The sequence below is a fragment of the Stenotrophomonas sp. STEN038 genome, assembly GCF_056759895.1.
The window spans coordinates 38,271-64,538 of the sequence record NZ_JBRRDW010000015.1 but is presented as its reverse complement, the minus strand read 5'-3'; the positions used below and the strand labels follow the sequence as shown (position 1 = coordinate 64,538).

Genomic DNA, 26,268 nt, shown 5'->3' with positions numbered 1-26,268 from the left:
TGTCGACACAGGAATTCGCACCATGAGCAAGCAGCCCTTCATCGGCGCCACCGAGTATTTCCCCGGCATCGGCCAGATCCCGTTCGAGGGTCGCGACTCCGACAACCCCTTGGCGTTCAAGGTCTATGACGCGGACAAGCTGGTCGGTGGCAAGAGCATGCGCGAGCACCTGCGCTTCGCTGCCTGCTACTGGCACACCTTCTGCAACGCCGGTTCCGATCCGTTCGGCCCGGGCACGCGCCGCTTCCCGTGGGAGAAGGGCGATGCCATGGCCACCGCCGAGGCCAAGGTCGATGCGGCGTTCGAGTTCTTCACCAAGCTCGGTGTGCCTTACTACTGCTTCCATGACGTCGACATGGCGCCGGACGCCGATGACATCGGTACCTACGAAAAGAATCTCAAGCACGTGGTGGCGCTGGCCAAGCAACGCCAGCAGGCCACCGGCACCAAGCTGCTGTGGGGCACCGCCAACCTGTTCTCGCACCCGCGTTACATGAACGGCGCGGCGACCAACCCGGATTTCAACGTGGTCAGCCGCGCCGCGGTACAGGTCAAGGCCGCGCTGGAAGCCACCGTCGAACTGGGCGGCGAGCACTTCGTGTTCTGGGGCGGCCGCGAAGGGTATGCCAGCCTGCACAACACCAACATGAAGCGCGAGCTCGAGCACTTCGCACGCTTCCTCAGCGCCGCGCGCGATTACGGTCGCAGCATCGGCTTCACCGGCAAGTTCTTCATCGAACCCAAGCCAATGGAGCCGATGAAGCACCAGTACGACTTCGACTCGGCAACCGTCGCCGGCTTCCTCAAGGCCAACGGCCTGCAGGACGACTTCATGCTCAACATCGAGGCCAACCACGCCACGCTGTCCGGCCACACCTTCGAGCACGACCTGCAGGTCGCCTCCGATCACGGCCTGCTCGGCAGCATCGATGCCAACCGTGGCAACGCGCAGAACGGCTGGGACACCGACCAGTTCCCGACCGACCTGTACGACACCGTCGGCGCGATGCTGGTGGTGCTGCGCCAGGGCGGCCTGGTCGGCGGCCTGAACTTCGATGCCAAGCCGCGCCGCGAATCCACCGACATGGAAGACCTGTTCATTGCCCACATCGGTGGCATGGATGCGTTCGCACGCGGTCTGGAAGTGGCTCACGGCCTGCTCAATGACTCGCCGTGGGAACAGTGGCGCGCACAGCGTTACGCCAGCTTCGATGCCGGCGCCGGCAAGGACTTCGCCAGCGGCAAGCTGGGCCTGGCCGATCTGGCCAAGCTCGCGGCCGGCAACGGCGAACCGGTGCAGGCCAGCGGCAAGCAGGAGCGCTACGAGAACCTGCTCAACCAATACCTGCTGCGCTGAGCACCAGGCCGACGACATAACCAGACAGAGAGGGTGAGGGGATGGGGCAGTCAGCAGCAAACAAGGAAAACACCGCGCTGATCGTATTGATCAGCGTGGTGGCGACGATAGGCGGGTTCCTGTTCGGCTTCGACAGTGGCGTGATCAATGGCACCGTCGATGGCCTGAAGCAGGCCTTTGGTTCCACCGAGGCACAGCTGGGTTTTGAAGTGGCGTCGATGCTGCTGGGCTGTGCGATCGGCGCGTTCTTCGCCGGCCGTCTTGCCGATCGGCTGGGCCGGCGCTCGGTGTTGATCATCTCGGCGGTGCTGTTCCTGCTGTCGGCACTCGGTGCCGGAGCGGCGCACAGCTCGCTGGTGTTCATCGCTGCGCGCGTGGTCGGTGGGTTCGCGGTGGGTGCGGCCAGCGTGATGTCGCCGGCCTATATCGCCGAGGTTGCACCGGCACGTTACCGCGGTCGGCTGGCCACGGTGCAGCAGATCGCGATCATCTCCGGCCTGTTCATCGCCTTCCTCAGCAACTACCTGCTGGCCAAGGCCGCTGGCGCCTCGACCGAGCCGCTGTGGGCCGGCCAGGCCGCATGGCGCTGGATGTTCTGGATGCAGGCGATCCCGTCGCTGCTGTTCCTGCTGCTGTTGCTGTTCATCCCGGAAAGCCCGCGCTTCCTGGTGGTCAAGCGCCGCAAGGACGAAGCGCTGGCCGTGCTGACCCGCCTGTTCGGTGCCGAGGAGGCGCAGCTCACGCTGGGCGAGATCGACGCGTCGTTGTCGCAGGATCACCATCGTCCGCAGTTGTCGGACCTGATCGACAAGGCCACCCGCAAGATCCGCCCGATCGTCTGGGTGGGCATTGGCCTTGCGGTGTTCCAGCAACTGGTCGGCATCAACGTGGTGTTCTATTACGGCGCGGTGCTGTGGCAGGCAGTGGGCTTCTCGGAAAGCGACGCATTGCTGATCAATGTGCTGTCCGGCGCGCTCAGCATCGGTGCCTGCATCGTCACCGTACTGCTGATCGACAAGATTGGTCGCAAGCCGCTGCTGTGGATCGGCTCCAGTGGCATGGCGGTATCGCTGGCGCTGGTGGTCTACGCCTTCGCCAGCGGTTCGATGGTGGAAGGCCACCTGCAGCTGCCCGGTCACATGGGCACGCTGGCGCTGGTCGCGGCCAATGCCTACGTGGTGTTTTTCAACGTGTCCTGGGGCCCGGTGATGTGGGTGATGCTGGGCGAGATGTTCCCCAACCAGATCCGCGGTTCGGCGCTGGCGGTTGCCGGTGCGGCGCAGTGGACGGCGAACTTCATCGTCACGGTGACCTTCCCGATGCTGCTGGCCGGCATTGGTCTGGCATCGACGTACAGCATCTACCTGGTGTCGGCGGTGATCTCGGTGTTCTTTGTTATCAAGTTCGTGCGTGAGACCAAGGGTCGTTCGCTCGAGCAGATGGAGGGTTGAGGATGATGACGTTTTCGACACGCCGCGCTGCCCTGGTTGGCGCGCTGGCAGTGGGTATCGCGGTGCTGGCCGGCTGCAACAGCGGCGACAAGGCCGCATCGCAGGCGGCCACGGCCGATGCCGCGTATGACGGCACGATCCATCCGGAACAGTGGCCGGTGGTGGAATGGCCGCTGGCGGAAGATCCGGCGCTTGAAAAGCGCGTCAACGATCTGCTGGCGACGATGACGCTGGAGGAGAAGGTCGGCCAGCTGGTGCAGGGCGACCTGGCCAGCATCACCCCGGACGACGTGCGCAAGTACCGGCTGGGCTCGATCCTGGCCGGTGGCAGCTCCGACCCGGGTGGCAAGTACAACGCACCGGCAAAGGATTGGCTGCAGGTGGCCGATGATTTCTGGGCCGCGTCGATGGATACCAGCGGTGGCGGCAAGGCGATTCCGCTGCTGTTCGGTATCGATGCGATGCATGGCCAGAGCAATGTGGTGGGCGCGACGCTGTTCCCGCACAACGTTGGCCTGGGTGCAACCCGCAACGTTGAACTGCAGCGCCGGATCGGCCAGATCACCGCCGCCGAAACCCGCGCCACCGGCATGGAGTGGGCGTTCGCGCCGACCGTGGCGGTGCCGCAGGACGTGCGCTGGGGCCGTGCCTATGAAGGCTATTCGGAGAACCCGCAGCTGGTGGCCGAGTTCGCCGCGGCGATGGTCGAAGGCCTGCAGGGCAAGGTCGGCGCGCCGGACTTCCTCGACGACAAGCACGTGATGGTGTCGGTCAAGCATTTCGTCGGCGACGGCGGCACCACCGACGGCAAGGACCAGGGCGATACCGCAGTCAGCGAGGCCGAGCTGCGTGATGTCCACAGCGCCGGTTACGTCACCGCCATCAAGGCCGGTGCGCAGTCGGTGATGGCTTCGTTCAACAGCTTCCACGGGGTCAAGATGCACGGCCACAAGCCGTTGCTGACCGATGTACTGAAGGGCCGCATGAACTACGGCGGCTTCGTGGTCGGCGACTGGAATGGCCACGGCCAGATTCCCGGTTGCAGCACCACCGATTGCCCGGCCACCTATGACGCCGGCCTGGACATGGCGATGGCCACCGATAGCTGGAAGGGCATGTACGAGTCCACCGTTGCCGCGGTGAAATCGGGCAAGCTCTCGACCGAGCGCCTGGATGACGCCGTGCGTCGCGTGCTGCGGGTGAAGTTCCGCATGAACCTGTTCGATGCGCCCAAGCCTTCGGCGCGTGCACTGGGCGGCAAGTTCGAATTGCTGGGCGCCCCCGAGCACCGTGCCGTCGCCCGTCAGGCCGTGCGCGAATCGCTGGTGCTGCTGAAGAACAACAACGGCATCCTGCCGCTGCGCGCCGACCAGAAGGTGCTGGTGGCCGGTGATGGCGCCGACAACATCGGCAAGCAGGCCGGTGGCTGGACCTTGAACTGGCAGGGCACCGGCACCACCCGTGCCGACTTCCCCAATGCCGACACCATCTGGGAAGGCCTGCAGCGCGAGGTCAGTGCTGCTGGCGGCAGCGCCGAGCTGGCGGTTGATGGCAAGTACAAGGCCAAGCCGGATGTGGCGGTGGTGGTGTTCGGCGAAGAGCCTTATGCCGAATTCCAGGGTGACATTCCCAACCTGCTGTACAAGCCGGGCAACGATGCCGACCTGGAACTGCTCAAGCGGCTGAACAACGAAGGCATTCCGGTGGTGGCGGTGTTCATCAGCGGTCGTCCGCTGTGGATGAACCGCGAGATCAATGCCTCCGACGCTTTCGTCGCCGCCTGGTTGCCGGGTTCGGAAGGTGCAGGTATCGCCGATGTACTGCTGCGCAAGGCCGATGGCAGCGTCAACCACGACTTCAAGGGCAAGCTCAGCTTCTCCTGGCCGCGCACCGCGATCGACTCGGCGGTCAACAAGCCGGGCCACAACCCGCTGTACAAATTCGGCCATGGCCTGAGCTATGCCGACAAGGGCGATGTGGCGGCATTGCCGGAGGACTCCGGGGTAACGGGTGAGCAGGCCGGCAGTGGCGTGTACTTCGCCAAGGGTCGTCCGTCGCTGGGCCTGTCGCTGCAGCTGTCCAGTGCATCGCAGCCGGACATGCCGGCCACCACCGTGCCGACCGTACTGGCTGACGGCAGCTTGAAGATGACCGCGGTCGATCACAAGGCGCAGGAAGACGCACGTCGCCTGCAGTGGTCGGGCACGGCGCTGGCAAAGTTCGCCTTGATTGCAGCGACACCGATCGACGTCACCCGCGAGAGCAATGGTGACGTGCAGCTACAACTCACCTTGCGCCGTGACAGCGCGGTATCGGCGCCGTTGACGGTGGGCGTGGGCTGCGGTGCGGGTTGCGCGGCCAAGGTCGACCTGCAAGCCACCCTGTCGGCCATTCCGGCTGGCAAGTGGGTCAGCGTTGGCGTGCCGCTCAAGTGCTTCGCTGCCGGTGGTGCGGATCTGTCAAAAATCCAACGTACAACCGAACTGGAAACCGCTGCCGTTGCGGATATCTCGGTATCACGGATCGCTCTTGGCGCCGCCGGCGAGGCCGAGGTAAACGTAGACTGCGCAACACGCTGAAACGGCGAAAGCGCCGGTACGGGAGGGTACCGGCGCACCTGATGATTTGGCCTGTAATGGGTCGGTAGCGAAAGGGCGCAGGGATGACGGCCCGGTCGGTGCACAACAGGGAGTGATGAGATGGGTTTGGGTACGTTGGATATCGCGATCGTACTGGTCTACCTGGCCGGTATCTTCGTCCTTGCGCAATGGGTGTCGCGGGAAAAGGCCGGGCACAGCAAGGACGCCAAGGATTACTTCCTGGCCAGCAAGTCATTGCCGTGGTGGGCGATCGGCGCCTCGTTGATCGCGGCGAATATTTCCGCCGAGCAGATCATCGGCATGTCCGGCTCGGGCTATGCGATTGGTCTTGCAGTTGCCTCGTACGAGTGGATGGCGGCATTGACCTTGTTGATCGTCGGCAAGTGGTTCCTGCCGGTGTTCCTGCGCAACGGCATCTACACCATGCCGCAGTTCCTGGAGCAACGTTACGGCGCGCGCATCCGCACGGTGATGGCGGTGTTCTGGCTGGGCCTGTACGTGTTCGTCAACGTCACCTCGATCCTGTGGCTGGGTGCGGTAGCGGTGAACCAGGTCACCGGCATCGACCAGATGATCGCGGTGGTGCTGATCGGCGTGTTCGCGCTGCTGTACCAGTTGTACGGTGGATTGAAAGCCGTTGCCCTCACCGACATCGTGCAGGTCACCCTGCTGGTGCTCGGCGGCCTGTTCGTTGCGGGGCTGACCTTGAACCAGCTCGGCGATGGCGCAGGCATCATCGCCGGCTTCAACAAACTGTGGCAGGCGCAGCCGGGTCATTTCGAAATGATCCTCAGCAAGGACAACCCTTTTTACAAGGACCTGCCCGGCCTGAGCGTGCTGCTCGGCGGCTTGTGGATCATGAACATCAGCTACTGGGGCTTCAACCAGTACATCATCCAGCGCGCGCTGGCGGCCAAGAGCATCGGCGAGGCGCAGAAGGGTGTGTTGTTTGCTGCGTTCCTGAAGCTGTTGATGCCGGTGATCGTGGTATTGCCGGGTATCGCTGCGGTGATGCTGGCACCGAACCTGGACAAGCCTGATCAGGCCTATCCGACGATGATGCGGATGCTGCCGACTGGTGTGCTCGGCCTGGTGTTTGCCGCGCTGGTGGCGGCCATCGTTGCCTCGCTGGCGTCGAAGATCAATTCAGTGGCGACGATTTTCACCTTGGATTTCTATGCCAAGCGCAATCCCGAAGCGGATCAGAGCAAGCTGGTGCGTGTGGGTCGTATCGCTGCGGTGGTGGCGGTGGTGCTGGGTATTCTCACTGCCAAGCCCTTGCTGGGCAGCTTCGACCAGGCGTTCCAGTACATCCAGGAATACACCGGTTTCTTCACCCCGGGCATCGTGGTGATCTTCATGCTGGGCCTGTTCTGGAAGCGCGCCAACGAGGCTGGTGCACTGTCGGCGGCGATTGGTTCGTTCGTGCTGTCGATCGTGTTGAAGCTGGCGTGGCCGGCGTTGCCCTTCATCGATCGCGTCGGCCTGGTGTTCCTGCTGGCCTTGGCCTTGGCGGTGGGTGTTTCACTGTTGACGCCGGCGGCGCCGGAAAAGGACATCATCGACACCCGTGACGTGGACTACCGCACGGGTGGTGTGTTCAACATCGGCGCGGTGGCGGTTATCGCCATCCTGATCGCGCTGTACGCGGTGTTCTGGTGATCCAGGGCTTCTAAAGCCCCTCTCCCACCGGGAGAGGGGTTGGGGAGAGGGTGAGGTGCGAAGCACCTTGTCGAGGCCAGAAGCAAGTTGAAGCTGGAGGCAGAAACGCAAGGGCAAAAACTCAACGCAAAGCTTCCCCTCATCCGCCCCTTCGGGGCACCTTCTCCCGCAGGCGGGAGAAGGGAGGTAAAGCAAATCAGAGCAGAGCAGAGCAGAGCAAAGCAGAGCAAAGCAGAGCAAAGCAGAGCAGAGCAGAGCAGAGCAGAGCAAAGCAAAGCAAAGCAGAGCAAAGCAAAGCAAAGCAAAGCAAAGCAGAGCAAAGCAGAGCAAAGCAAAGCAGAGCAAAGCAGAGCAAAGCAAAGCAAAGCGGAGTAAAGCAGAGCAAAACAAATCAAAGTAGAGCTGGGAATGCGTCAGTTGCAGCTGAACACGAGCGGAGTGCATTCCCTTCTCCCGCAAGCGGGAGAAGGTGCCCCGAAGGGGCGGATGAGGGGAAGCTCTTTGCCCTTGGCGCAGACTAAACCCCACTTGCCCGTGCCACCAATCAAGCCGCAACCATCCATCCAACGCTCGCAGGGTCACTGCGTAGCAGAAGGCTCCACCCCCGCAACCCACGCATCAATCTCACCAACCTTGAACGGCCCAAGCTTCTGCTTGAGCACGCGACCCTGCGCATCAACCAATACGCTGTAAGGCAGTAGCCCTTGCGAATTGCCCAGCTTGACGCTGGCATCCTGCGGCCCAGGTGTCTCGATCACGATCGGGTAATACACCGGCACGTTGCCAAGGAAATCCAGCACTGCTTCCGGCGTATCCAACGCCAACCCCACCACCTGCGGTCCAGTATCGGCACGACGTGCAGCAAATCGCGCCAGCTCCGGCATCTCCTCGATGCAGGGTGCACACCAGCTCGCCCACACATTGATCAGCAGCGGCTTGCCCTTGAAGCGATCCGGGAACTGCACCGGCATGCCATCCAGATCGGGCAGGGTGAATGAAGGCATCAATTCGCCGACACGCACACCCTGCACCGGCGTCGCGGATTTCAGTGGCGCAGAGGGCGTGCTCATCGAGGGCAGTGGCGGTGTGGCAGGGCGGCTCAGCCATGCACCTGCCGACAGCCCGGCTGCGGCCGCGATACCTGCCACCCACCACACGGCGCGGCGCATCAGCGCGCCGCGCGCAGCAGCGCTTCTTCAGCGATGGACTGGGTCAGTACGGTCGGCAGCACGCGCGGTGGTGCACCCGGGCCATACACCACATACAGCGGCACACCGACGGCTTTGTGCTGCTCGAGGAAAGCGCTGATCTGTGGATCCACATTGGTCCAGTCGCCGCGCATGTACACCGCGTTGACCCGCTTCAGCGTGTCACGGAACTTGTCGCGGTCCAGCACGTTGCGTTCATTGGCCTTGCAGGTGACGCACCAGTCCGCGGTCATGTTGACGAACACCACGCGGTTATCGGCGCGCAGGCGGTCCAGCATCTGCGGCGAATAGGCTACTGTCCCTTCGCTGGCGACGGCAGCGCCCGGCGGCGGCAGCCGGGTCACGCCCCACACCGGCACCAAGGCCAGCAGCGCGATCACCGCGCCCAGCACCATGCCGATCCGGCGGCTGTGCCAGCGGCTGCGTTCAAACCACCACAGGCCCAGCGCCAGCAGGGTCAGGCCGATCAGCATCAGACCCATCGCATCAATGCCGCGCTGCTTGCCGAGCACCCACAACAGCCAGATGGCAGTGAGGTACATCGGGAAGGCCATCACGTGCTTGAAGGTTTCCATCCATGCGCCCGGCTTGGGCAGCCGCTCGGCCAGTGCTGGTACAAACCCAATCAGCAGGAATGGCAGTGCCAGACCCAACCCCAATGCCAGGAACACCAGCATCGCCAAGGCTGGTGGTGCGGTGAAGGCGTAGGCCAGTGCCGGGCCCATGAACGGTGCGATGCAGGGGCTGGCGACCACGCAGGCCAGCACGCCGGTGAAGAAATCACCACTGGGGCCGCTGCGGCTGGCAAGGCTCTGGCCCAGTTGGCCGGCGTTGCCGCCCAGGGTGAACAGCCCGGACAGGCTCAGGCCAACGGCGAACATCAGGTACACCAGCGCAGCGATGAACCACGGGTGCTGCAACTGGAAGCCCCAGCCGGCTGCCTGGCCGGCAGCGCGCAATGCCAGCACCAGGCCACCAATCGCGGCAAACGCAACCAGCACGCCTGCCGTATACCAAAGCGCGTGGCTACGTGCGCGCTGGCGGCTTTCGCCACTCTGTGCCACGCCCAGCACCTTCAGCGACAGAATCGGCAGGACGCAGGGCATCAGGTTGAGAATCAGGCCGCCAGCCAGCGCCAGCAGCAGAACCCACAGCAGCGAGCCGTTGCCGGCGGTATCGGCTGGCGGTTGGCTGCGGCGGGTGTTGTCGGCGGACGCATCGGGCGCGGCCTCGGCCAGGCTGGCGGCGGCGGCTGCCGGACGCACCACCAGCGGCTGCGGTGCCGGCGGGTTGGCCGGGTCGATCAGTGGCATCGGCGGAACTTCGCCCTTCTTGCCCGCGGGCAGCGGCTGGATCACCAGCGGGGCGACTGCCAGTTCTTCTTTTTCCTTCGACGAGATCTTGCCGGCGGGCAGCGACAGCCGCACCCGGCGGGTCATCGGCGGATAGCAGATACCGTCGGTCTGGCAGCCCTGGAACGTGACAACCAGGGTGGCCGGGGTGGCGTCGGGCTTGTCGCGGCGCAACGGCAGCGGCACATCGACCTGATCGAAATACACCACCACGTTGCCGAAATGCTCGTCGCGGTACGGCTTGCCGGCAGGCCATTGCGGGCGGCCAGCGCGCACGCCATCGGCGCCTTCCAGCGCCAGCGAGGTGCGGTCGCGGTACAGGTAATAGCCCGGTGCCGGCGAGAAGCGCAGCAGCAGGCGGTTGCCGTTGTCGACGATGGCTTCGAAGCCGAAGGCCTTTTCCGAGGGCAGTGGCAGGCCCTGCACGGCGGGCGCGCCGGGCAGGCTGAGGCCGCCACCGTTATTGCCGGCGAGGGGGTTGAAGATGGGCGCGGCAGTCGACGCAGCGGTTGCAGCCATGGGTGCGGCGCCGCTTGCGGCGGGCAGTCTTACTTCGACGTTGCGCTTCTGTGGCGGGTAGCACACGCCGGCATCGGCACAGCCCTGGTAGCGGACTTCGAGGGTGACGCTGGTGGCGCCCGCGTCGGCAGTACCCGGCAGGATCGAGCGCAGCTGGCGGTGGTAGGTCTCCACATCGCCAAAGAACTCGTCGTGCTTCTTCTCGCCCTGCGGCATCTGCAGCGCGCCGGCAGTGAAGCCGGGGCCGGCTTTGACGCTGGTGCGGTGGTGGTACAGGTAATAGCCCGGGGCGATGTCCCAACGCAGCTCGATGCGGTCGCGGCTGAGCGCTTCGGCGCGCAGGGCAAAGGCCTGGTCTACCGGCAGCAGGTCTTTCTCATTGATGGCCAGCGCCGGCAGGGCGGCCAGGGAGAGCAAGCAGAAAGCGGCAAATTGTCGCAACAGCATCATTAATTATGTTTCCTCCCGGGTCTGCGCCCGGATCCAGTCCAGATACGCCGGCAAGCCGGCGCTGGGGGAGATCGCCACGATCTCCGGCAATTCATAAGGGTGGTGCAGCCTGATCGCGGCGCTCAACGCATCCAACCGATCAGCACAGGTTTTTATAACGAGCTGAATCTCTTCAGCTTGTTCAATCTGCTCCTGCCAGCGGTACACAGACCGCATTGCAGGCAACAAGTTCACGCAGGCGGCCAAACGCTGCTCCACCAGATGGTGAGCCAAAGCCTGCGCGGTTTGATCGTCGGGGCAGGTGCAGAAGACCAGTCTTACGTCCATCAGGCCATTGTGGCAGAAGCGCTTGAGGCGTTTTCGGATGGAAGTGTTGACATCGTTGTCATCAATTGTATATTGCGGCCGGTCACAGTTTCACGCGGTTTTCATCTGACGCCAGATGAAGGCCGGTTCCGAGGAAGGTTCTCGTCAAGGCGGATGCAGGTGTTCGCAGGGCTCTACAGGGGGGCATATGCAACAACACAAAAACCGGGGCTTCACGCTGATCGAGCTGATGATCGTCGTGGCCATCATCGCCATCCTGGCCGGCATCGCCATGCCGCTGTACTCGGACTACGTTCTGCGTAGCAAGATCCGTACAGCGCAAAGTGACTTGATGGCCTTGTCCAGCACGGTCGAGAACTTCCGCCAGCGCACCCTGGGGTACCCGGCCAGCGACGCGGCAGCCAAGAAGGGCTGGAATGCGGCGACCAAGGCTGGCCAGTTCACCTATAGCTACACTGCCACCAACAGCGGTTATGAGCTCAAGGCGGTAGCCGGCAGCGCGTTGGGCAAGGCCAGTGGCTGCACGCTCAAGCTCGATTCGGGCAACAGCCGCACGGTATCCGGCAACTGTGCCGGCGTGAGTGACTGGCCATGAGCCGCCGCGCCATGGGTTTTTCACTGATCGAATTGATGGTGACCCTGGCGGTGATGGCGGTGCTGGCCTTGGCAGGTATGCCGTTCACGCTGCAGTGGATCGACAGCAACCGGCAGGTGCAGGCCCGCAACCTGTTGTGGGAGGCTGTGTCGCAGACCCGCTCGCTGGCCTTGCGCAATCCCGAGCACGTGACCGGTGCGGCTGTTTCGGCACGTCTGCAGCAGAGTGGTCGCAGCGTGCAGATATTGCGTGGCGCCGGCAATGAAGTGTTGTGGCAGGGCGAGTTGCCGCGCGGTGGCGAGTATCGCCTGACCGGCGCCGGTGACTATGCCGATGCAGACGCGCTGCAAGCCTCGGGCGACCTGTTGTCCTGTGTGGCCTTCGACAACCGTGGCCAGCGATTGCCTGGCGCGGCGAGCTGCAGCAGCGGCGCCACCCATTCGCGTATTGCCATTGGCATGAACAGCCAGGACCCGCTCTATGTCGACCTGCTTTGACCCGCGACGCCGCCAGCGCGGCGACATCATGCTCGAGGCTCTGGTCGGGGTGCTGATCACCAGCATCATCGGCGCCGGTCTGGCCCATGTAATGGCCAACGTGATGAACAGCCAGCGCGATGCCAAGGTGGAAAACCTGGTGGTTGAGCGTCTGCGCGACAGTCTGCAGACCCAGGGTGTGGCCTTGTGCGGCAGCGGCACGCTGCAGATCGGCATGCCCAACGGCGAGTCCAGGAGCGCTGCGGTCAGCTGCGAGGCAGCCAGCGCAACAGTGGCCATCGCGGGCGTCGCGCGGACCGTGGACGCACCGCAGCGGGTGGACCTGACGGTCGCCGCGACCGATCTTGGCAGCAAGGGCGCCAACGAAAACGATCCCGATCTGCTGGTGTCAACGAAGCAATGAACGCGCACGCACACACAGCCGCGCGGATCGGCCGCCAGCAGCAACGCGGACAAAGCCTTGTCAGCATGTTGGTCGGGCTGCTGATCTCGCTGATCACCATTGCCGCGATGATGACCTTGTACAAGACCATGGTTGAGGTCTCCGCCAATGCATCGCGTTCCGCGTTGCGCGATGGCCAGGTATCGGCAGCGCTGTTGTCTGCACAGATCGAACTGCAGGGCGCTGGTTTTGGTGTGCCGGCGGCCGACAGCTTGAGCAGCAAGCTGTACGTTCGCGACGCAGGCAAGGAGTTGGTGTGGCGCTACAAGACCGAACTCTCCGCTGCCGGCTATGTCTGCTCGGGTCTGCGTCTGGTGGATGGCGAAGGCCTGTATCGCTTCACCCCCAAGGCCTGCAGCGATGCCCAGGTGGCCGCCTGGAACAGCAGCGAACGGCAGCTGCTCGCCGGCAGCGCCGCTTTCTTCACTCCGGCACAGAAGGACGGAAGTGCTTTCGCGGCGGGTGAAGAGGAAGTCGGCGCGATGACCCTGGCGCCCGGCTATGTGTTCTCACTGAAGGGGCAGCGGCAATGCCTGCCCTACATGCAGCAGGATTTCAGTAGCACGCCTGCCGCGGCAGTCGGGCAGCAGCTTGCCTTGGAACGCGGCGATGCCAGCAGCCATCTGTTCCTGGCCTGCCTGCCCAATCTTGCAGTGACCATCTGATGCACAGGGGACGTGTTGGCATGGACAGGAACCGGTTTTCCGCGCTGAAGCGCCAACGCGGCGTGGCCACGTTGTTGATCGTTCTGATGGTGGGGCTGGCGGTATCGGTCACGGTTGCGGCCACCATCTATTCGCTGCGTGGCACCCAGTCGCAGCAGCTCACCACGCATTCGGCCACGGCTGCACAGGCGGCAGCGTGGCGTGGTGTCGAAGCACTGCGGTTGTATCTGCTGCAGGTGGAGACCAGCGTGTGGCCGGGATGGGTGGGCAACGATGCCAAACAGGTCAGCGGCCTGGAGGCGCTGGGGGTACGTGCTGCAACGGTGACATCGATCGAAGCTGCCGGCAGCGACCACTATCGGGTCAGTGCCCAGGTCATTGGTACCGCGGGTGTCGGCAGTGCCTTGACCACCGCCACCGTCGAAGTGATCTATGACGTCGTGCCGGGAAGCGGCACCCCCGGCATTCCGCCGGTATGCGCATCCATGCCGAAGGCACCGATGGTGTTCAATGGCAACTTGGACTACAGCGGCGGCAAGCTCGACGTCACCAACACGGTGGACTACGAGAATATCGTGGTGGCCGGCAACCTGACGATTGGCGGTGGTTCGACCGCGCGCATCTCAGGCTGCGTCAAGGGTGACGTGTCATTGAGCGGTGGTGGCATCACCGACAACGGGCATCTGTACTCGGAAGGCACCATCCGCATCAACGGCATGGGCAATCCCAACGGAACCACACTGTGGGCACGCAATATCGAGATCGGCAGTGGGGTCAGCGGTGGCAACTACACCGCGATCAAGGCTGGTGCTTATGCGGTTGGCGTTTACGCCGGCAGCGCGCTGATCGGCACCGCCGAAGTCGGTGGTCACTTGATTGCCTCCACCGTGACCGGCGGCACGCCGTGGGTGACCGGTACCGTTGCCCCGCTCAACAGTGGCCACGTTCTGGTCACCCTGGCCGATCAGAGCCAGTTCCTGCTGGATTTCAGCAAGCAGGACAGTGCCGGCGTGCCACTGTTGAAGGTCGATGCCACGACCGGCCTGGTAACCGGTGCGGCAACTGCCGAGCGCTTGAAGGGCGCGGACACTGTCAGCCTGCCGGATGCGCTGAGCTTCCGTTCCACACGTATTGCCGGGGGCGCGGTTGGCCTGGCAACGCTCACGGTGGGCCAGCTGTGGGGCTATAACGTCACCGTGTCGGGTTGGAGCGGCAAGTACGAGACGCTCTGGGCCAGCGGAAACATCGCGATGACATCAGGCACGGTGAAGAACCTGCTCGGTGGCGGTGACATGACGGTCAACCAGGTTTCGGTCAGCGGCTCGGGCCGGCTCGCCGGCAACCTCAACATGCCCGTGAACAACGTGCAGACAAAGCAGGCCGGCACCAGTCCGGGTCTGCCCGGGATTCCGTACTGTGAAGCGCGGGTCAAGCCGGTGGATGCCGACAACTTCCTGGCCATGGCCAACTACGCCTTCAGCACGGTTGATGGCGCCGCGCAGTTGACCATCCGCAATGTAAAGCGTGCCAATGGTGATTCCATCGACGGGGTGTACCCGCTGAACAATCCCAGCCCAGCGCAACTGGCGATCCTGCAGGAGCTGATGACCTGCAATTACACCAATGAGAAGGGCTGCCTGAAGGCCATGCAGAGCGATGGCAGCTGGTTGCTGCACGGGGTCAGCAAGATGCCGGTCGGCGTGCTGTGGTTTGACCAGTCGGTGAAGATCGACGGTACCAGTACCGATTTCCTCAATACCGTGGTGGTGCGTGGTTGTGACGACCCGAGCCAGGCCACCTGTGGCGGCAACGTCGCCCTCACCACGGCCGGCCATCGCGATCTGATCGCGCCGAACTTCGCCGGTGCGGCCAAGGTCTGTGGCGGCGACTTCTACCCGACCAACCTGTGCGCCAGCCGCACGCAGCTGGTGGAGTGGGAAGGGCAGGGACCTGATGGCAAGCCGCAGATCTACCAGGGCCTGCCGATTGCCAACACCACCATCATCGCCGAGGGCGCTGCCGACATCGCGGGCTGGGAATTGCGTGGCAGCGTGATGCTGGGCAAGCAGTTGTCGACCAGCGGCGCCACCGTGACCATCCATGGCAGCTTGACGGTAGGCAGCAACCAGACCGCCGATACCAAGATTTCCGCCGGTGGCATCTCGGTTGATGTTCCCAGCGGTGGTGGCTTGAACCTGCTCCCGGTGTGCAGCACGGGCAGCGGCGGGCTGCCGGCAAGCCCCGCCAGCGCCTCGGTGCAGTGGTCGCGGTACCTGTGATATTCCAAAAAAAGTAGTTCAGCCCTCGGTCTGGGCGGCTCTCTCTTGCTATGGCGTGTCCCGAAATCCCCCGGGCGCGCCATTTTTTTGGATTTGTGGCGGCGTGAACGGTGTCCGATCCCAGCGATCACACGGTGCCATTCGCGGCGGGCGTTGAGATGCCGACACCAGCAAGGACCGAGGTGATGCAGGCAGCCCGCAGTTCGTGGCGTTTTCGGGACAGTCGTGGTTGGGTGGGTGCCGTGCTTGTCGTTGGCGGCCGCAGCGGCAGATACCAGGCGCTGACAGCCGGGATGATCAATTTGCCGGCCCGCCCTTGAAAGGCCTCCAGCCAGCCCCATCTCCCAAACAAGCCCGCACGACGGGCCTTTTTACGCGTGATGCCGGCATCCCCCTGTTTCCCAGCCGGTGTCGCCGGAATTTCAGGCCAATCAATTACTTAAGAGGTCCTTCATGAGCATCAAGCCGCTTCACGACCGCGTTGTGGTCAAGCCGATCGAAGCCGACGAAATCTCCGCCGGCGGCATCCTGATCCCGGATTCGGCCAAGGAAAAGTCCACCAAGGGTGAAGTCGTGGCCGTGGGCCCGGGCAAGCCGCTGGACAACGGTTCGGTGCGTACCCCGTCGCTGAAGGTTGGCGACAAGGTCATTTACGGCCAGTACGCCGGTTCGTCCTACAAGGCCGAAGGCGTCGAGTACAAGGTGCTGCGCGAAGACGACGTGCTTGCCGTCATCGGCTGAGCTGCCGCGCCACCTGTTCCTGTAAACCCCCTTTCCCGATAAAAGCAGCCGAGCTCGGCTCGGCTCTACTCAGAGGTAATCGCAATGGCTGCCAAGGATATTCGTTTCGGTGAAGACGCTCGTTCGCGCATGGTGCGCGGCGTCAACGTTCTCGCCAATGCCGTCAAGGCAACCCTGGGCCCGAAGGGCCGCAACGTCGTGCTCGAGAAGAGCTTCGGCGCCCCGACCATCACCAAGGACGGCGTGTCCGTCGCCAAGGAAATCGAACTGGCTGACAAGTTCGAGAACATGGGCGCACAGATGGTGAAGGAAGTTGCTTCGCGCACCAATGACGACGCTGGCGACGGCACCACCACCGCCACCGTGCTGGCCCAGGCCCTGATCCGCGAAGGCGCCAAGGCTGTTGCTGCCGGCATGAACCCGATGGACCTGAAGCGCGGTATCGACAAGGCCGTGATCGCCGCCGTCGCCGAGCTGAAGAACATCTCCAAGCCGACCGCTGACGACAAGGCCATCGCCCAGGTCGGCACCATCTCGGCCAACTCCGACGAGTCGATCGGCAACATCATTGCCGAAGCGATGAAGAAGGTTGGCAAGGAAGGCGTGATCACCGTTGAAGAAGGCTCGGGCCTGGAAAACGAGCTGGACGTCGTCGAGGGCATGCAGTTCGACCGCGGCTACCTGTCCCCGTACTTCATCAACAACCAGCAGTCGCAGACCGCTGACCTGGATGACCCGTACATCCTGCTGCACGACAAGAAGATCTCCAACGTGCGCGACCTGCTGCCGGTGCTGGAAGGCGTCGCCAAGGCAGGCAAGCCGCTGCTGATCATCGCTGAAGACATCGAAGGCGAAGCGCTGGCTACCCTGGTGGTCAACACCATCCGTGGCATCGTCAAGGTCGTGGCCGTCAAGGCACCGGGCTTCGGCGACCGTCGCAAGGCGATGCTGGAAGACATGGCCGTGCTGACCGGCGGCACCGTGATCTCCGAAGAAGTTGGCCTGTCGCTGGAAAAGGCCACCATCAAGGACCTGGGCCGCGCCAAGAAGGTGCAGGTCTCCAAGGAAAACACCACCGTCATCGACGGCGCCGGCGATACCGCTGCCATCGAATCGCGCGTCAAGCAGATCAAGACCCAGATCGAAGAAACCTCTTCGGACTACGATCGCGAGAAGCTGCAGGAACGCGTTGCCAAGCTGGCCGGCGGCGTTGCCGTGATCAAGGTCGGTGCATCGACCGAAATCGAAATGAAGGAAAAGAAGGACCGCGTTGACGACGCCCTGCACGCTACCCGCGCAGCCGTCGAAGAAGGCGTGGTCCCGGGCGGCGGCGTCGCCTTGGTGCGCGCTGTTTCCGCATTGGCTGGCCTGAAGGGCAACAACGAAGACCAGAACCACGGCATCCAGATCGCCCTGCGCGCGATGGAAGCCCCGCTGCGCGAAATCGTTGCCAACGCCGGTGAAGAGCCGTCGGTCATCGTCAACAAGGTCAAGGAAGGCACCGGCAGCTTCGGCTACAACGCCGCTTCCGGCGAATTCGGCGACATGCTGGAATTCGGCATCCTGGACCCGACCAAGGTGACCCGTTCGGCACTGCAGAACGCAGCTTCGATCGCTGGCCTGATGATCACCACCGAAGCCATGGTTGCCGAAGCTCCGAAGAAGGACGAGCCGGCCATGGGCGGCGGCGGTATGGGCGGCATGGGTGGCATGGGCGGCATGGACTTCTAAGTCCACCGCAGCCTCACCGCTGCTTGCAGTACACAAAACCCCGCCGCGAGGCGGGGTTTTGTTTTGTCCCTCGCGTGCGCCAAGGGCACAACCCAGAACCGTAGTGCCGCGCCATGCTCGGCATTGCAGCTTTAGCCCCTCTCCCGCGCGCGGGAGAGGGGTTGGGGTGAGGGCTGCTTTTCGCTGGGAAAGCTTCTTGCCGAGCATGGCTCGGCACTACAGATGAGGCGTTGCGGATTGCTGGGCAGGCTTCTGCCGAGCGTTACAGCTGCGCGTTTGCCCACTGCACGATGCCGCTGGCCGGCATCGCCCCGGATTGCCGTGCGATCGCGCGGCCGCCCTGGATCAGTACCATCGTCGGAATGCTGCGGATGCCATAGCGGGTGGCGATGGCCGGCTCCGCTTCCGTATCCAGTTTGCCCAGGCGCATACGTGGCTCGAGCTGCACGGCGGCCTTGGCGAACTCGGGTGCCATCTGCCGGCAGGGGCCGCACCAGCTGGCCCAGAAATCCACCAGCAGCGGAATCTGTGAACGGCTGGCGTGCGCTTCGAAAGCCGCTGCGTTCAATGCAATCGGCGCGGCAGCAAACAGTGGCTGGTGGCAGCGGCCGCAGGATGGCGCTTGTGACAGGCGCGCAGCGGGGACGCGGTTGATTGCATTGCAGTGCGGGCAGGCAATCTGCAACAGATCGGACTGGGTGTCGCTCATCGGAATGACCATCGCACGTGGGATCGGCCATCAGTATGCGCCGTGTTGCTGAACCTGCAGTTGCAGGCTGCGCTGATCAGGGCGCGTTGCACAGCCCCAGCGCGATCAGCTCGGCCTTCTGTACATCGGGTAGTGCCGTCATCGTGGCGGTGTCACTGCAGGCGGCGCGAACGGCATCAAGATTGTCAGCGCGCAATAGCACACCGCTTTTACTTGAAGCTGCGCTGTTGCCAGTGTCGACGGCAGTCGTTGCTGGATGTTTCGTCGCGCGCGCTGGTTGCTTGCGTGCCCCGCCTTGGCCGAGCAGGCGCAGGGTAAACAGTTGCGAGCCACGGGCGATCACGATGTGGTCGCGGGCAATGGCGTGCAGGCGCAAGCCGTTGCCGATCTGCTCGCCCACGTGCAGCGTCTGTGATGCAGCGCCGGCTTGCTGGATTACCGCCAACGAGCGTTCGGCCTGCGGATGCACGAAGGTTGCCAGCAGTCGTGGTGCCTGGGTGGCGCTGGCTGCGTACAACGGCGGTCGCTGCTCTTGCGCATCGGATTGCGCCATCGCCACGCCGGTGATGCTGCAGCACGCGCCAATGACCAGCCTGGTGATCAGTCGCAATGATGGAATTGATGGCTTCATTTGCATGCGCGAAAGCCCGGGGCGCGATGGCCCCGGGCGGTTGCTGGTTACTGGATGTTCAAACCACGCAGCACAACCAGGTTGTTGGGGCTGAGCAGCGCCAGCAAGGCGTTGTCATTGGCGCTCAGTCCGGTCCAACGCTGGTTTGCACCACCGCTGCAGGCGTAGGTGATCAACTTGCCACGGCCTGCGGTCAGGAAGCCGCCGGACAAGTCCAGGCAGCTGCCATTGCGACCGATCTTCGGCAATGCGCTGAGGTCGAACATCTGCGCATCCAGCGTGCGATCACATCTGTTCAAGGTCACCGCAGCATTGTTGCCGCCGTTGCCGGACAGGCACATGGCCGGGTTGGCCGCACTGTGGATCGCGCCGCGCAGGTCGGCCATCCACAGCTCGTTGTCGGCACCGCTGCAGGTGCTGGCGTCGGCAATGTAGACCGACAGCTTGCCATCGACCGTCTCGGTCTTCAGGCAGTGCTTGCTGTTGGTGACCAGCATCTGCTGGGCGGCCGGCAACAACGGTGTCTTGCGCAGGCCCAGGGTATCCAGCAGCTTCTTGAGTGCTTCCACTGCCGCGGTGTTGTTGCTGGCCTGCAGGTCGGCGCGGTAGCGGGTCATCCAGCGATTCAGGCGTGTGGCCTTGGTCTCCTGGGCGATGTAGGCATCGCGCACCTGGCGGGCTTCGCTGGACAGGCCGGTCGCATCGTCGCCCCAGCTTGCGTACAACAGGTTGCCGCGCGCACCGAGGTTGATCAGTGGCTTGCCAGCGGCGGCTGCCAGCAGGGTGTCCAGTTCCGGCAGTTCGACCGCACGCAATGCGTTGTAGCCAGCTTCCTTGCCCACCACTACCGGTGCCTTCATCGGCGGCAGATTCTGCGGGAAGCCCATCGTTGCCAGGGTACTGACCGCTGCGCCGGCATCCTGGCACTGTAGGCTGGCCTGCTGCGGCTTGTCGGCCTGGGCCAGGTTGATATGCAGCTTGTTGACCGAGCCGTTTTGCAGGACGTTGCCGGCCACGGCGATGCGCTTGCTGCTGCCACCGTTGAACGTCACCTCCAGCCAGCATTGGCGGCTGCTGGCATTGGCGACCGGTGCCGGCAGGTCGAACACATTGCCCCAGTTGCCGCGGAACGCGGGGTAGAGCAGGGCGTTGCCGGTGCTGGGGTCATAGCCGCCGAGCACGGTGAAGACCGGCGCGCCGACCAGGCGTGGCTTCAGGTAGTTGCCATCGGCCGAGTTGAAGAACAGCTCCCTGTTGGTCGGCACCTTGCCGGTTACCGGTTCCATCCTGCGGGTGTCCGCGTTCCAGCCCAGGTAGCCGGTGGCCGCGTCCTGCGTCGGAACTGGCTTGTTCAAGCGAGGCTGGATCGCGATCCTGGTGCTGTAGCCGGTGTAGTGCGTGTAGCGCGACAGCGCGCTGGAATAATTTCCGCCAGCCATCGCATCGGTGGCGAACGCATACGTATCTTCGTAGATCGGCATGCCGCTCAGGCCGCCGGTCTTGGCATTGCTCCAATGCAGGTTGCCGCGCATACGCTTGCGGTAGGAGATGTAGCCCCAGCCGCTGTCATGGTGGTGGCCGGACAGGAAGTAGTTGTCGCCGGATTGACCAGGGTAGTGGCCCAGCCCGTAGTGGTGGCCGATCTCGTGACTGAACTCGTTGCCGCTGGTGGAGTACAGCGTGAGCATGCCGTTGCCGCCGCTCAAGCCATGACTCTGCACGCCGTTGCTGTACCTGCCCACGGCATGGTGGGCCACCACGTTCTGGAACCACTGCGGCTGCGACTGTCCGGCCATGCCGGAGGCGGTGGCGCCGAAGTTGGCCAGGTTGATGCCGACACTGACCGTGGACTTGCCGGTGTTCTCGCGCATGTCGCCGGAATACACGCCGCCTTCGCCAGCGCTGGCAGTGTCGTAGATGGTGCCGTTGGCGACCATGACCTTGTCCAGCTGCATCGGTTCGTAATAGGCGACGGTGAAACGTGCGGCCGGAATGGTCTGGAAATAATCGGCCGCGCCCTGCTCGGGATGCTTCAGCAGCCAGAACGCATCGCTCTCTGCCGGCGGTGCGGTCAGCATTCCAAGACGGATGTTGTGCACCACCAACTCTGCAGGTGCGCCGAATTCGATCTTGTCGGCGGCCAGGCTGCCGCTGCGTGACTTGCTGTCAGTGATGCTCAGGCTCATGCCTGGCTTGACCCAGTCCCACGGCAGCGGTACCGACCAGGCGCGGCGGGAGTAGTTGTAGTCGGGGCGGCCGTCGTTGTTGTTGTAGTCCGAGCGGTACATCGCATTCGGGTGCAGCAGGTCCAAGGTGCCCTTGACGGCACCGTCGATGGATACGGTCACCTTGACCGATTCGACGCCCTGCAACGAGGGATCCGGCGTGACCAGCAGCAATGCGGCGCGCTCGGTGGTCAGGCGCGGCATGTTTTTGGCTTCGTTACCGCTGGGGTCGACAGTGTGGCTCTGCGCGAACTGGATCATCGCCGGCAGGTTGCCGGCCAGATCATTGCGCACCGCACGGGTGGCGCCGCTGGCGTCGATGTCGTAGAAACCCTTGAGCTCGACCTCGTCATAGGCCGCGCTGGTCGGTTCCGGGTACGGATCTGCCGGTATGGGGTTGCCGCCGCCGGTGTTGCCACCGCCATTGCTGCCACCACTGCCACCACCACCGCCACCGCCACCACAGGCAGCCAGCAGTGCGGTGGACAGCGCCAGAACAAGGACGCGCGGATTGAGTGCGTTCTTCAAGAATTACTCCCCTTGGTTTTGAAGTACTACAGATTGGTGCGGCTGCAGGCACCCGGGTCCCAACGCCCGGGTGTCCTTGCAGCCGCGGGCCGCGTCAGTTGCCGTTGGCCGGCGCACTGCCGCGGTCGGATGCCGGGTCGGCGTTGAACAGCTGTTCGGCCGACGCAGGCAGCGGGTTGGCGTATTTGCCGCCAGTGCTCGGTGCGCCGCGCAGATCCAGGTACTTGCGCGCGCTCATGTCGTTGGCCGCGCTCTGCCCGAGAATTACGCTGGGGCGCAGGAAAACCATCAGGTTGCGTTTGACCCGGGTGTCGCTGGTGGAGCTGAATAAGCGGCCCAGGCCAGGGATGCTGCCGAGCAGCGGCACGCTGGAGCGCGTATGGGTGACGTCGTCCTGGATCAGGCCGCCAAGCACGATCACCTGCCCGTCGTTGGCCAGGATGGTGCTCTTGATCGAGCGCTTGTTGGTGATCACGTCGGACAAGGTGATACCGCTGGGTGTTGGCGCCAGCGAGGAGATTTCCTGTTCGATTTCCAGCCGCAGTGTGCCGCCCTGGTTGATATGCGGCGTCACCTTCAGGGTCACGCCGATGTCCTGGCGCTGGATGGTGGTGAACGGATTGCTGGTGCCATCACCGGTGGTGGTATACGAGCCGGTCTGGAACGGCACGTTCTGGCCGACCAGGATCTCCGCTGGCTCGTGGTCCAGGGTCAGCAGGGTGGGCGTGGACAGCAGGTTGTTCTTGGAATTGGTCGACAGCGCCGTCACCAGCGCACCGAAGGTGCTGTTGCCGATGCCGAGAATGGCGCCGGATGGCAGCGACGTTGGCGGGGTGCCGGCCGCCAACGAGCTGAGCAGGGTGCCGATCGACATGCCGGTATTGTTGAAGTTGACGCCACCCACGCCATTGCTGCGTGAGCCGCCGTCCAACGCCCACTGAACTCCCAGGGCATCCTCGATGTCGCCGGAAATCTCGACGATGGCCGCTTCCACCAACACCTGCGAGCGCGGGATGTCCAGCTGCCGGACGATGTCGCTCAGCACCTGCAGCATCTCGGGCTTGGCATGGATGACCACCGCATTGAGGCTTTCATCGGCACGGATCAGGGTGCCGATCTGGGTCTGCTTGTCATCGCCTTCCTGCTTGATGGAATCGCCGATCGCGCCAAGGGTCTGCGCCATCTGCTTGGCATCGCCATGCTGCAGGCGGATCACCTGGGTGGTGGTCGAGCGCGGTGCGTCCACGTCCAGCGAGCGGGCCAGTGCCAGCAGCCGTTCGCGGGCCTGCTCGGGGCCGAAGATCAGCAGGCGGTTGGTGCGGGTATCGACCAGCACTTTGCTGCTGCTGGTGCCGACGCTACCGGTGACGCTGGCCTGCAGCAGCTTCTGCAGGCTTTCCACGCTTGCGTAGCGCACCTCGTAGGCGCTGTGCGCATGCAGCTTTGGCGCGTCCAGCTGCCGCAGCAAGGCCTCGATGCGGGCGATATTGCCGCGTCTATCACTGATGATCAGTGCATTGGCGGTAGGCACTGCGGCCAGGTGGGCATTGGCCGGTACCAGCGCACGCAGCATCGGCAGCAGATCGGTGACGCTGCCGTTCTGTACGCTCAGTACGCGGGTTTCAATCGCGTCCGGACCACGGCCGCGACCATCGGCGAACACGTGTGCTTCATCGTTGGGCACCACCCGGGTCTGGGTGTCTTCTTCGATCACCGCGAAACCGTGCACGGTCATTACCGACAGGAACAGCCGGCGGACCTCCGGCAGCGTCATCGGCTCCTGGGTGGTCACGCTGACATCGCCGACCACCCGTGGGTCGACGATCAAGGTGTCGCCGGTGATATTGGCCACCGCGCCAATGAAGTCACGGATATCCGTGTCCTTCATGTTGATGCTCCATTGCTGGGGCGCGTCGGTGGCTGGCGTGGCGCTGAGTGTTGCCGGCGCTAGGGCCAACAAGTACAGCAGCGTTACCCTGCGCAGCAAGGCGCGAGCGGTTGCTGGGATCATTCGCCACCACCTGCGGACTGCGTTGCTGCCGCGCTAGGGAAGTCGAGCCTGCCTTCCACGCCGTCGCGGGCGAACAGCACATGGTCATGGGCGATCTGCCGTAGCACGACGCCGGGCAGGAACTCGTCGCCTACCAACAGGTTGAATGCACCTTGGCCCTCGATGTTGATCAGTGCCTGCGACTGCCGCGGGTCGGCGGCGACGATGCAGCCCTGCAGCTGCACGCCTTGCAGATTGGCTACGCCCTTGGCCGCAGCATTGCCGAACAGCCGCTGCAGCAGCTGCGGCGACAGTTGCGGAAGGCTCACTGGCGTCGTGCTGGCGCTGACTGGCGGGCGGCTTATCTGCAGATAGAGTTGACGCGCCTGCCAGCACAGCGCGGCGGCAGCGGAAAGTGTGATGAGGATCGCGACGATCTTTGGCAGCAGGTTGGTAGCAGATTGGAACATCGGTGTTACGTCGTCTCCCTTGGCAAAATCCGCGCGCACAAGGGGAAGCTCGCTGCACTTTTCATGCAGCGTCGCGGCAAAGATCTCTGGTTTTCCCCTGTTTTCGCAGTGTCAGATTTTGCGAAGCCGGTACTCTAGCTGCGTATGTAAGAGAGTGCGATGCGGATACGTACGGAAGTGTGATCGTGATCCGGAAAGCGATGTCGAAGTCACGCCTTTTTGTCCGGAACATGGCATTTTCCGGGCACGTTTTCTCAGGGGAAAGTGTGACATCGCTCCGCGCAGCGATATCACCTTGCAGCATTGATGTTTGAAATGGAGCTCACGGCGTCGCCGGCATCTGCTGGTGGCATGCCGACATTGCGCCTGCCGTTTGCGTTCGCGCGCCGCCACGGCGTGTTGCTGGATGATGCTGGCCGCCAGATCGTCTGCCGCAGCGATGCCAGCTTCAGCGCGCTGGCTGAAGTGCAGCGCATTGCCGGTTGCGCACTGTCGCAGCAGATCGTGGCCGACGATGCGTTCGAGCTGGCACTGCAACAGGCCTACCAGCAGGACTCCGGCACTGCCATGAGCATGGCCGACGAGCTCGGCGACAGCCTGGATCTGGCCAGCCTGGTGGAAGGCATGCCGCAGGTGGAAGATCTGCTGGACCAGCAGGACGATGCGCCGATCATCCGCCTGATCAACGCCTTGCTCGGTGAGGCGCTGGCCGAGCACGCCTCCGATATCCATATCGAATCGTTCGAGCGCCGCTTGGTGGTGCGCTTCCGCGTGGATGGCATCCTGCGCGACGTGGTCGAGCCACGGCGCGAACTGGCAGCGTTGCTGGTGTCGCGCATCAAAGTGATGGCGCGGCTTGATATCGCCGAGAAGCGGCTGCCACAGGACGGTCGTATCTCGGTGCGGGTGGGTGGCCGCGAAGTGGATATCCGTGTGTCCACCCTGCCTGCGGCCAATGGTGAGCGGGTGGTGCTGCGACTGCTGGACAAGCAATCCGGGCAGTTGTCGCTGCAGCACCTGGGCATGCGGGTGCGCGATGTCGGGGTGATGCAGGCCATGCTGTGCCGGCCGCACGGCGTCGTGCTGGTCACCGGCCCCACCGGTGCTGGCAAAAGCACCACCCTGTATGCCGGCCTGCGCGCCATCAACAACCGCCAGCGCAACATCCTCACCGTCGAAGATCCGATCGAGTACCACCTCGATGGCGTCGGCCAGACCCAGGTCAATGCCCGCATCGACATGACCTTTGCGCGTGGCCTGCGCGCGATCCTGCGCCAGGACCCCGATGTGCTGATGGTCGGCGAGATCCGTGACAGCGAAACCGCGCGCATCGCCGTACAGGCCTCGCTTACCGGCCACCTGCTGCTGTCCACCCTGCATACCAACAGCGCGGTCGGAGCGGTCACCCGTCTGCTCGATATGGGCATCGAATCCTTCCTGCTTTCCTCCTCGCTGCTAGGTGTGCTGGCACAGCGGCTGGTACGCAGGCTGTGCCCGGAATGTCGGGTGGCAACGCCGGCATCCAGCGCCGAGTGCGCGCAGCTGGGCATGGAAGCCTGGCAACGGCCGCTGCTGTTCCGCGCGGTCGGTTGCGATCACTGCAAAGGCCAGGGTTACCGGGGCCGCACCGGCATCTACGAGCTGGTCGAGTTCGGTCCCGAGCTGCGCGCGCTGGTGCATGCCGGTGCGGGTGAGGCTGAGCTGTTGGAGCAGGCGCGACGACAGGGCCCGTCGATGCTGGACGATGGTCGCGCCAAGGTGCTTGATGGCGTGACCACGCTGGAAGAAGTGCTGCGGGTTGGGCGCGACCTGTGAGTGCCCGGGTCGTACGGAGTAGTG

The 26,268-nt window shown here is 63.9% G+C and carries 21 protein-coding genes; 13 read left to right on the top strand and 8 right to left on the bottom strand.

All coding sequences use genetic code 11. The features are described from left to right. Window positions 1–22: 22 nt before the first annotated feature. The 5 genes from xylA to ACVOLS_RS08500 all read left to right on the top strand — a co-directional run bounded on the left by xylA (window position 23) and on the right by ACVOLS_RS08500 (window position 7,445). Window positions 23–1,357, top strand: coding sequence for a xylose isomerase (xylA, locus tag ACVOLS_RS08520; RefSeq protein WP_481545271.1), 1,335 nt, complete (start codon window positions 23–25; stop codon window positions 1,355–1,357). A gap of 41 nt (window positions 1,358–1,398) precedes the next feature. Continuing rightward, window positions 1,399–2,808: a sugar porter family MFS transporter gene (locus ACVOLS_RS08515; RefSeq protein WP_481545270.1), complete on the top strand. Its 1,410-nt coding sequence runs from the start codon at window positions 1,399–1,401 to the stop codon at window positions 2,806–2,808. A gap of 2 nt (window positions 2,809–2,810) precedes the next feature. Next, the gene (locus ACVOLS_RS08510; protein WP_481545269.1) at window positions 2,811–5,387 is read left to right on the top strand and encodes a glycoside hydrolase family 3 N-terminal domain-containing protein; all 2,577 of its coding nucleotides are present in this window, start codon (window positions 2,811–2,813) and stop codon (window positions 5,385–5,387) included. Window positions 5,388–5,507: 120 nt separating this feature from the next. Further along, window positions 5,508–7,070 (top strand): sodium/sugar symporter, encoded by a 1,563-nt coding sequence (locus ACVOLS_RS08505; RefSeq protein ID WP_481545268.1) that lies wholly within the window; start codon window positions 5,508–5,510, stop codon window positions 7,068–7,070. 87 nt (window positions 7,071–7,157) lie between these two features. Continuing rightward, window positions 7,158–7,445, top strand: a complete 288-nt coding sequence (locus tag ACVOLS_RS08500) for a hypothetical protein (protein WP_481545267.1) — start codon at window positions 7,158–7,160, stop codon at window positions 7,443–7,445. 203 nt (window positions 7,446–7,648) lie between these two features. Here ACVOLS_RS08500 and ACVOLS_RS08495 read toward each other — a convergent pair whose 3' ends face one another. From ACVOLS_RS08495 to cutA, 3 genes are read right to left on the bottom strand one after another with little or no spacing between them, the layout of a single operon-like run. Further along, complete coding sequence (locus ACVOLS_RS08495) at window positions 7,649–8,239, bottom strand: TlpA disulfide reductase family protein (RefSeq protein ID WP_481545266.1); 591 nt, start codon at window positions 8,237–8,239, stop codon at window positions 7,649–7,651. Then, window positions 8,239–10,599, bottom strand: a complete 2,361-nt coding sequence (locus tag ACVOLS_RS08490) for a protein-disulfide reductase DsbD family protein (protein WP_481545265.1) — start codon at window positions 10,597–10,599, stop codon at window positions 8,239–8,241. Before ACVOLS_RS08490 ends, ACVOLS_RS08495 begins: the two co-directional genes overlap by 1 nt. A gap of 3 nt (window positions 10,600–10,602) precedes the next feature. Further along, complete coding sequence (cutA, locus tag ACVOLS_RS08485) at window positions 10,603–10,926, bottom strand: divalent-cation tolerance protein CutA (protein WP_296252846.1); 324 nt, start codon at window positions 10,924–10,926, stop codon at window positions 10,603–10,605. 187 nt (window positions 10,927–11,113) lie between these two features. Here cutA and ACVOLS_RS08480 point away from each other — a divergent pair, with 187 nt between their 5' ends. The 7 genes from ACVOLS_RS08480 to groL all read left to right on the top strand — a co-directional run bounded on the left by ACVOLS_RS08480 (window position 11,114) and on the right by groL (window position 17,876). Continuing rightward, the gene (locus tag ACVOLS_RS08480) at window positions 11,114–11,521 is read left to right on the top strand and encodes a type IV pilin protein (RefSeq protein WP_481545264.1); all 408 of its coding nucleotides are present in this window, start codon (window positions 11,114–11,116) and stop codon (window positions 11,519–11,521) included. Further along, window positions 11,518–12,018 carry a pilus assembly FimT family protein gene (locus ACVOLS_RS08475; protein WP_481545263.1) on the top strand — a complete coding sequence of 167 codons (501 nt, stop codon included), beginning with the start codon at window positions 11,518–11,520 and terminating at the stop codon, window positions 12,016–12,018. Before ACVOLS_RS08480 ends, ACVOLS_RS08475 begins: the two co-directional genes overlap by 4 nt. Then, on the top strand, window positions 12,002–12,421 hold the full coding sequence (locus ACVOLS_RS08470; RefSeq protein WP_481545262.1) for a type IV pilus modification PilV family protein: 420 nt from the start codon (window positions 12,002–12,004) through the stop codon (window positions 12,419–12,421). Before ACVOLS_RS08475 ends, ACVOLS_RS08470 begins: the two co-directional genes overlap by 17 nt. Next, on the top strand, window positions 12,418–13,125 hold the full coding sequence (locus ACVOLS_RS08465) for a PilW family protein (RefSeq protein ID WP_481545261.1): 708 nt from the start codon (window positions 12,418–12,420) through the stop codon (window positions 13,123–13,125). Before ACVOLS_RS08470 ends, ACVOLS_RS08465 begins: the two co-directional genes overlap by 4 nt. Before the next feature lie 20 nt (window positions 13,126–13,145). Next, complete coding sequence (locus ACVOLS_RS08460; protein ID WP_481545260.1) at window positions 13,146–15,404, top strand: hypothetical protein; 2,259 nt, start codon at window positions 13,146–13,148, stop codon at window positions 15,402–15,404. A 453-nt stretch (window positions 15,405–15,857) separates the two neighbouring features. Next, a complete protein-coding gene (locus ACVOLS_RS08455) occupies window positions 15,858–16,145 on the top strand; it encodes a co-chaperone GroES (protein WP_282267469.1) in 288 nt (95 codons plus the stop codon). An 84-nt stretch (window positions 16,146–16,229) separates the two neighbouring features. Continuing rightward, window positions 16,230–17,876 (top strand): chaperonin GroEL, encoded by a 1,647-nt coding sequence (gene groL / locus ACVOLS_RS08450; protein ID WP_303747597.1) that lies wholly within the window; start codon window positions 16,230–16,232, stop codon window positions 17,874–17,876. Window positions 17,877–18,138: 262 nt separating this feature from the next. On the opposite strand, the gene trxC is transcribed toward groL, so the two are convergent. The 5 genes from trxC to ACVOLS_RS08425 all read right to left on the bottom strand — a co-directional run bounded on the left by trxC (window position 18,139) and on the right by ACVOLS_RS08425 (window position 24,429). Next, window positions 18,139–18,585 carry a thioredoxin TrxC gene (gene trxC / locus ACVOLS_RS08445; protein ID WP_481545259.1) on the bottom strand — a complete coding sequence of 149 codons (447 nt, stop codon included), beginning with the start codon at window positions 18,583–18,585 and terminating at the stop codon, window positions 18,139–18,141. Window positions 18,586–18,661: 76 nt separating this feature from the next. Next, window positions 18,662–19,216 (bottom strand): type II secretion system protein N, encoded by a 555-nt coding sequence (locus tag ACVOLS_RS08440; protein WP_481545258.1) that lies wholly within the window; start codon window positions 19,214–19,216, stop codon window positions 18,662–18,664. Between the two features lie 47 nt (window positions 19,217–19,263). Continuing rightward, complete coding sequence (locus tag ACVOLS_RS08435; RefSeq protein WP_481545257.1) at window positions 19,264–21,969, bottom strand: M66 family metalloprotease; 2,706 nt, start codon at window positions 21,967–21,969, stop codon at window positions 19,264–19,266. A gap of 94 nt (window positions 21,970–22,063) precedes the next feature. Continuing rightward, window positions 22,064–23,980, bottom strand: coding sequence for a type II secretion system secretin GspD (gspD, locus tag ACVOLS_RS08430; protein ID WP_481545256.1), 1,917 nt, complete (start codon window positions 23,978–23,980; stop codon window positions 22,064–22,066). Further along, a complete protein-coding gene (locus ACVOLS_RS08425; RefSeq protein ID WP_481545255.1) occupies window positions 23,977–24,429 on the bottom strand; it encodes a type II secretion system protein N in 453 nt (150 codons plus the stop codon). The genes gspD and ACVOLS_RS08425 overlap by 4 nt, the downstream gene beginning before the upstream one ends. A gap of 315 nt (window positions 24,430–24,744) precedes the next feature. Here ACVOLS_RS08425 and gspE point away from each other — a divergent pair, with 315 nt between their 5' ends. Further along, window positions 24,745–26,244: a type II secretion system ATPase GspE gene (gene gspE, locus ACVOLS_RS08420; RefSeq protein WP_481545282.1), complete on the top strand. Its 1,500-nt coding sequence runs from the start codon at window positions 24,745–24,747 to the stop codon at window positions 26,242–26,244. The last annotated feature ends 24 nt before the right edge of the window (window positions 26,245–26,268 follow it).

Coding starts and splice junctions, on each gene's coding strand:
- ACVOLS_RS08490 (WP_481545265.1), bottom strand. CDS start 10,599: ATGATGCTGTTGCGACAATTTGCCGCTTTCTGCTTGCTCTCCCTGGCC.
- ACVOLS_RS08470 (WP_481545262.1), top strand. CDS start 12,002: ATGTCGACCTGCTTTGACCCGCGACGCCGCCAGCGCGGCGACATCATG.
- ACVOLS_RS08425 (WP_481545255.1), bottom strand. CDS start 24,429: ATGTTCCAATCTGCTACCAACCTGCTGCCAAAGATCGTCGCGATCCTC.
- cutA (WP_296252846.1), bottom strand. CDS start 10,926: ATGGACGTAAGACTGGTCTTCTGCACCTGCCCCGACGATCAAACCGCG.
- ACVOLS_RS08495 (WP_481545266.1), bottom strand. CDS start 8,239: ATGCGCCGCGCCGTGTGGTGGGTGGCAGGTATCGCGGCCGCAGCCGGG.
- trxC (WP_481545259.1), bottom strand. CDS start 18,585: ATGAGCGACACCCAGTCCGATCTGTTGCAGATTGCCTGCCCGCACTGC.
- ACVOLS_RS08480 (WP_481545264.1), top strand. CDS start 11,114: ATGCAACAACACAAAAACCGGGGCTTCACGCTGATCGAGCTGATGATC.
- ACVOLS_RS08440 (WP_481545258.1), bottom strand. CDS start 19,216: ATGAAGCCATCAATTCCATCATTGCGACTGATCACCAGGCTGGTCATT.
- ACVOLS_RS08505 (WP_481545268.1), top strand. CDS start 5,508: ATGGGTTTGGGTACGTTGGATATCGCGATCGTACTGGTCTACCTGGCC.
- gspE (WP_481545282.1), top strand. CDS start 24,745: ATGGAGCTCACGGCGTCGCCGGCATCTGCTGGTGGCATGCCGACATTG.
- ACVOLS_RS08515 (WP_481545270.1), top strand. CDS start 1,399: ATGGGGCAGTCAGCAGCAAACAAGGAAAACACCGCGCTGATCGTATTG.
- ACVOLS_RS08510 (WP_481545269.1), top strand. CDS start 2,811: ATGATGACGTTTTCGACACGCCGCGCTGCCCTGGTTGGCGCGCTGGCA.
- ACVOLS_RS08455 (WP_282267469.1), top strand. CDS start 15,858: ATGAGCATCAAGCCGCTTCACGACCGCGTTGTGGTCAAGCCGATCGAA.
- ACVOLS_RS08475 (WP_481545263.1), top strand. CDS start 11,518: ATGAGCCGCCGCGCCATGGGTTTTTCACTGATCGAATTGATGGTGACC.
- ACVOLS_RS08465 (WP_481545261.1), top strand. CDS start 12,418: ATGAACGCGCACGCACACACAGCCGCGCGGATCGGCCGCCAGCAGCAA.
- gspD (WP_481545256.1), bottom strand. CDS start 23,980: ATGATCCCAGCAACCGCTCGCGCCTTGCTGCGCAGGGTAACGCTGCTG.
- groL (WP_303747597.1), top strand. CDS start 16,230: ATGGCTGCCAAGGATATTCGTTTCGGTGAAGACGCTCGTTCGCGCATG.
- ACVOLS_RS08460 (WP_481545260.1), top strand. CDS start 13,146: ATGGACAGGAACCGGTTTTCCGCGCTGAAGCGCCAACGCGGCGTGGCC.
- xylA (WP_481545271.1), top strand. CDS start 23: ATGAGCAAGCAGCCCTTCATCGGCGCCACCGAGTATTTCCCCGGCATC.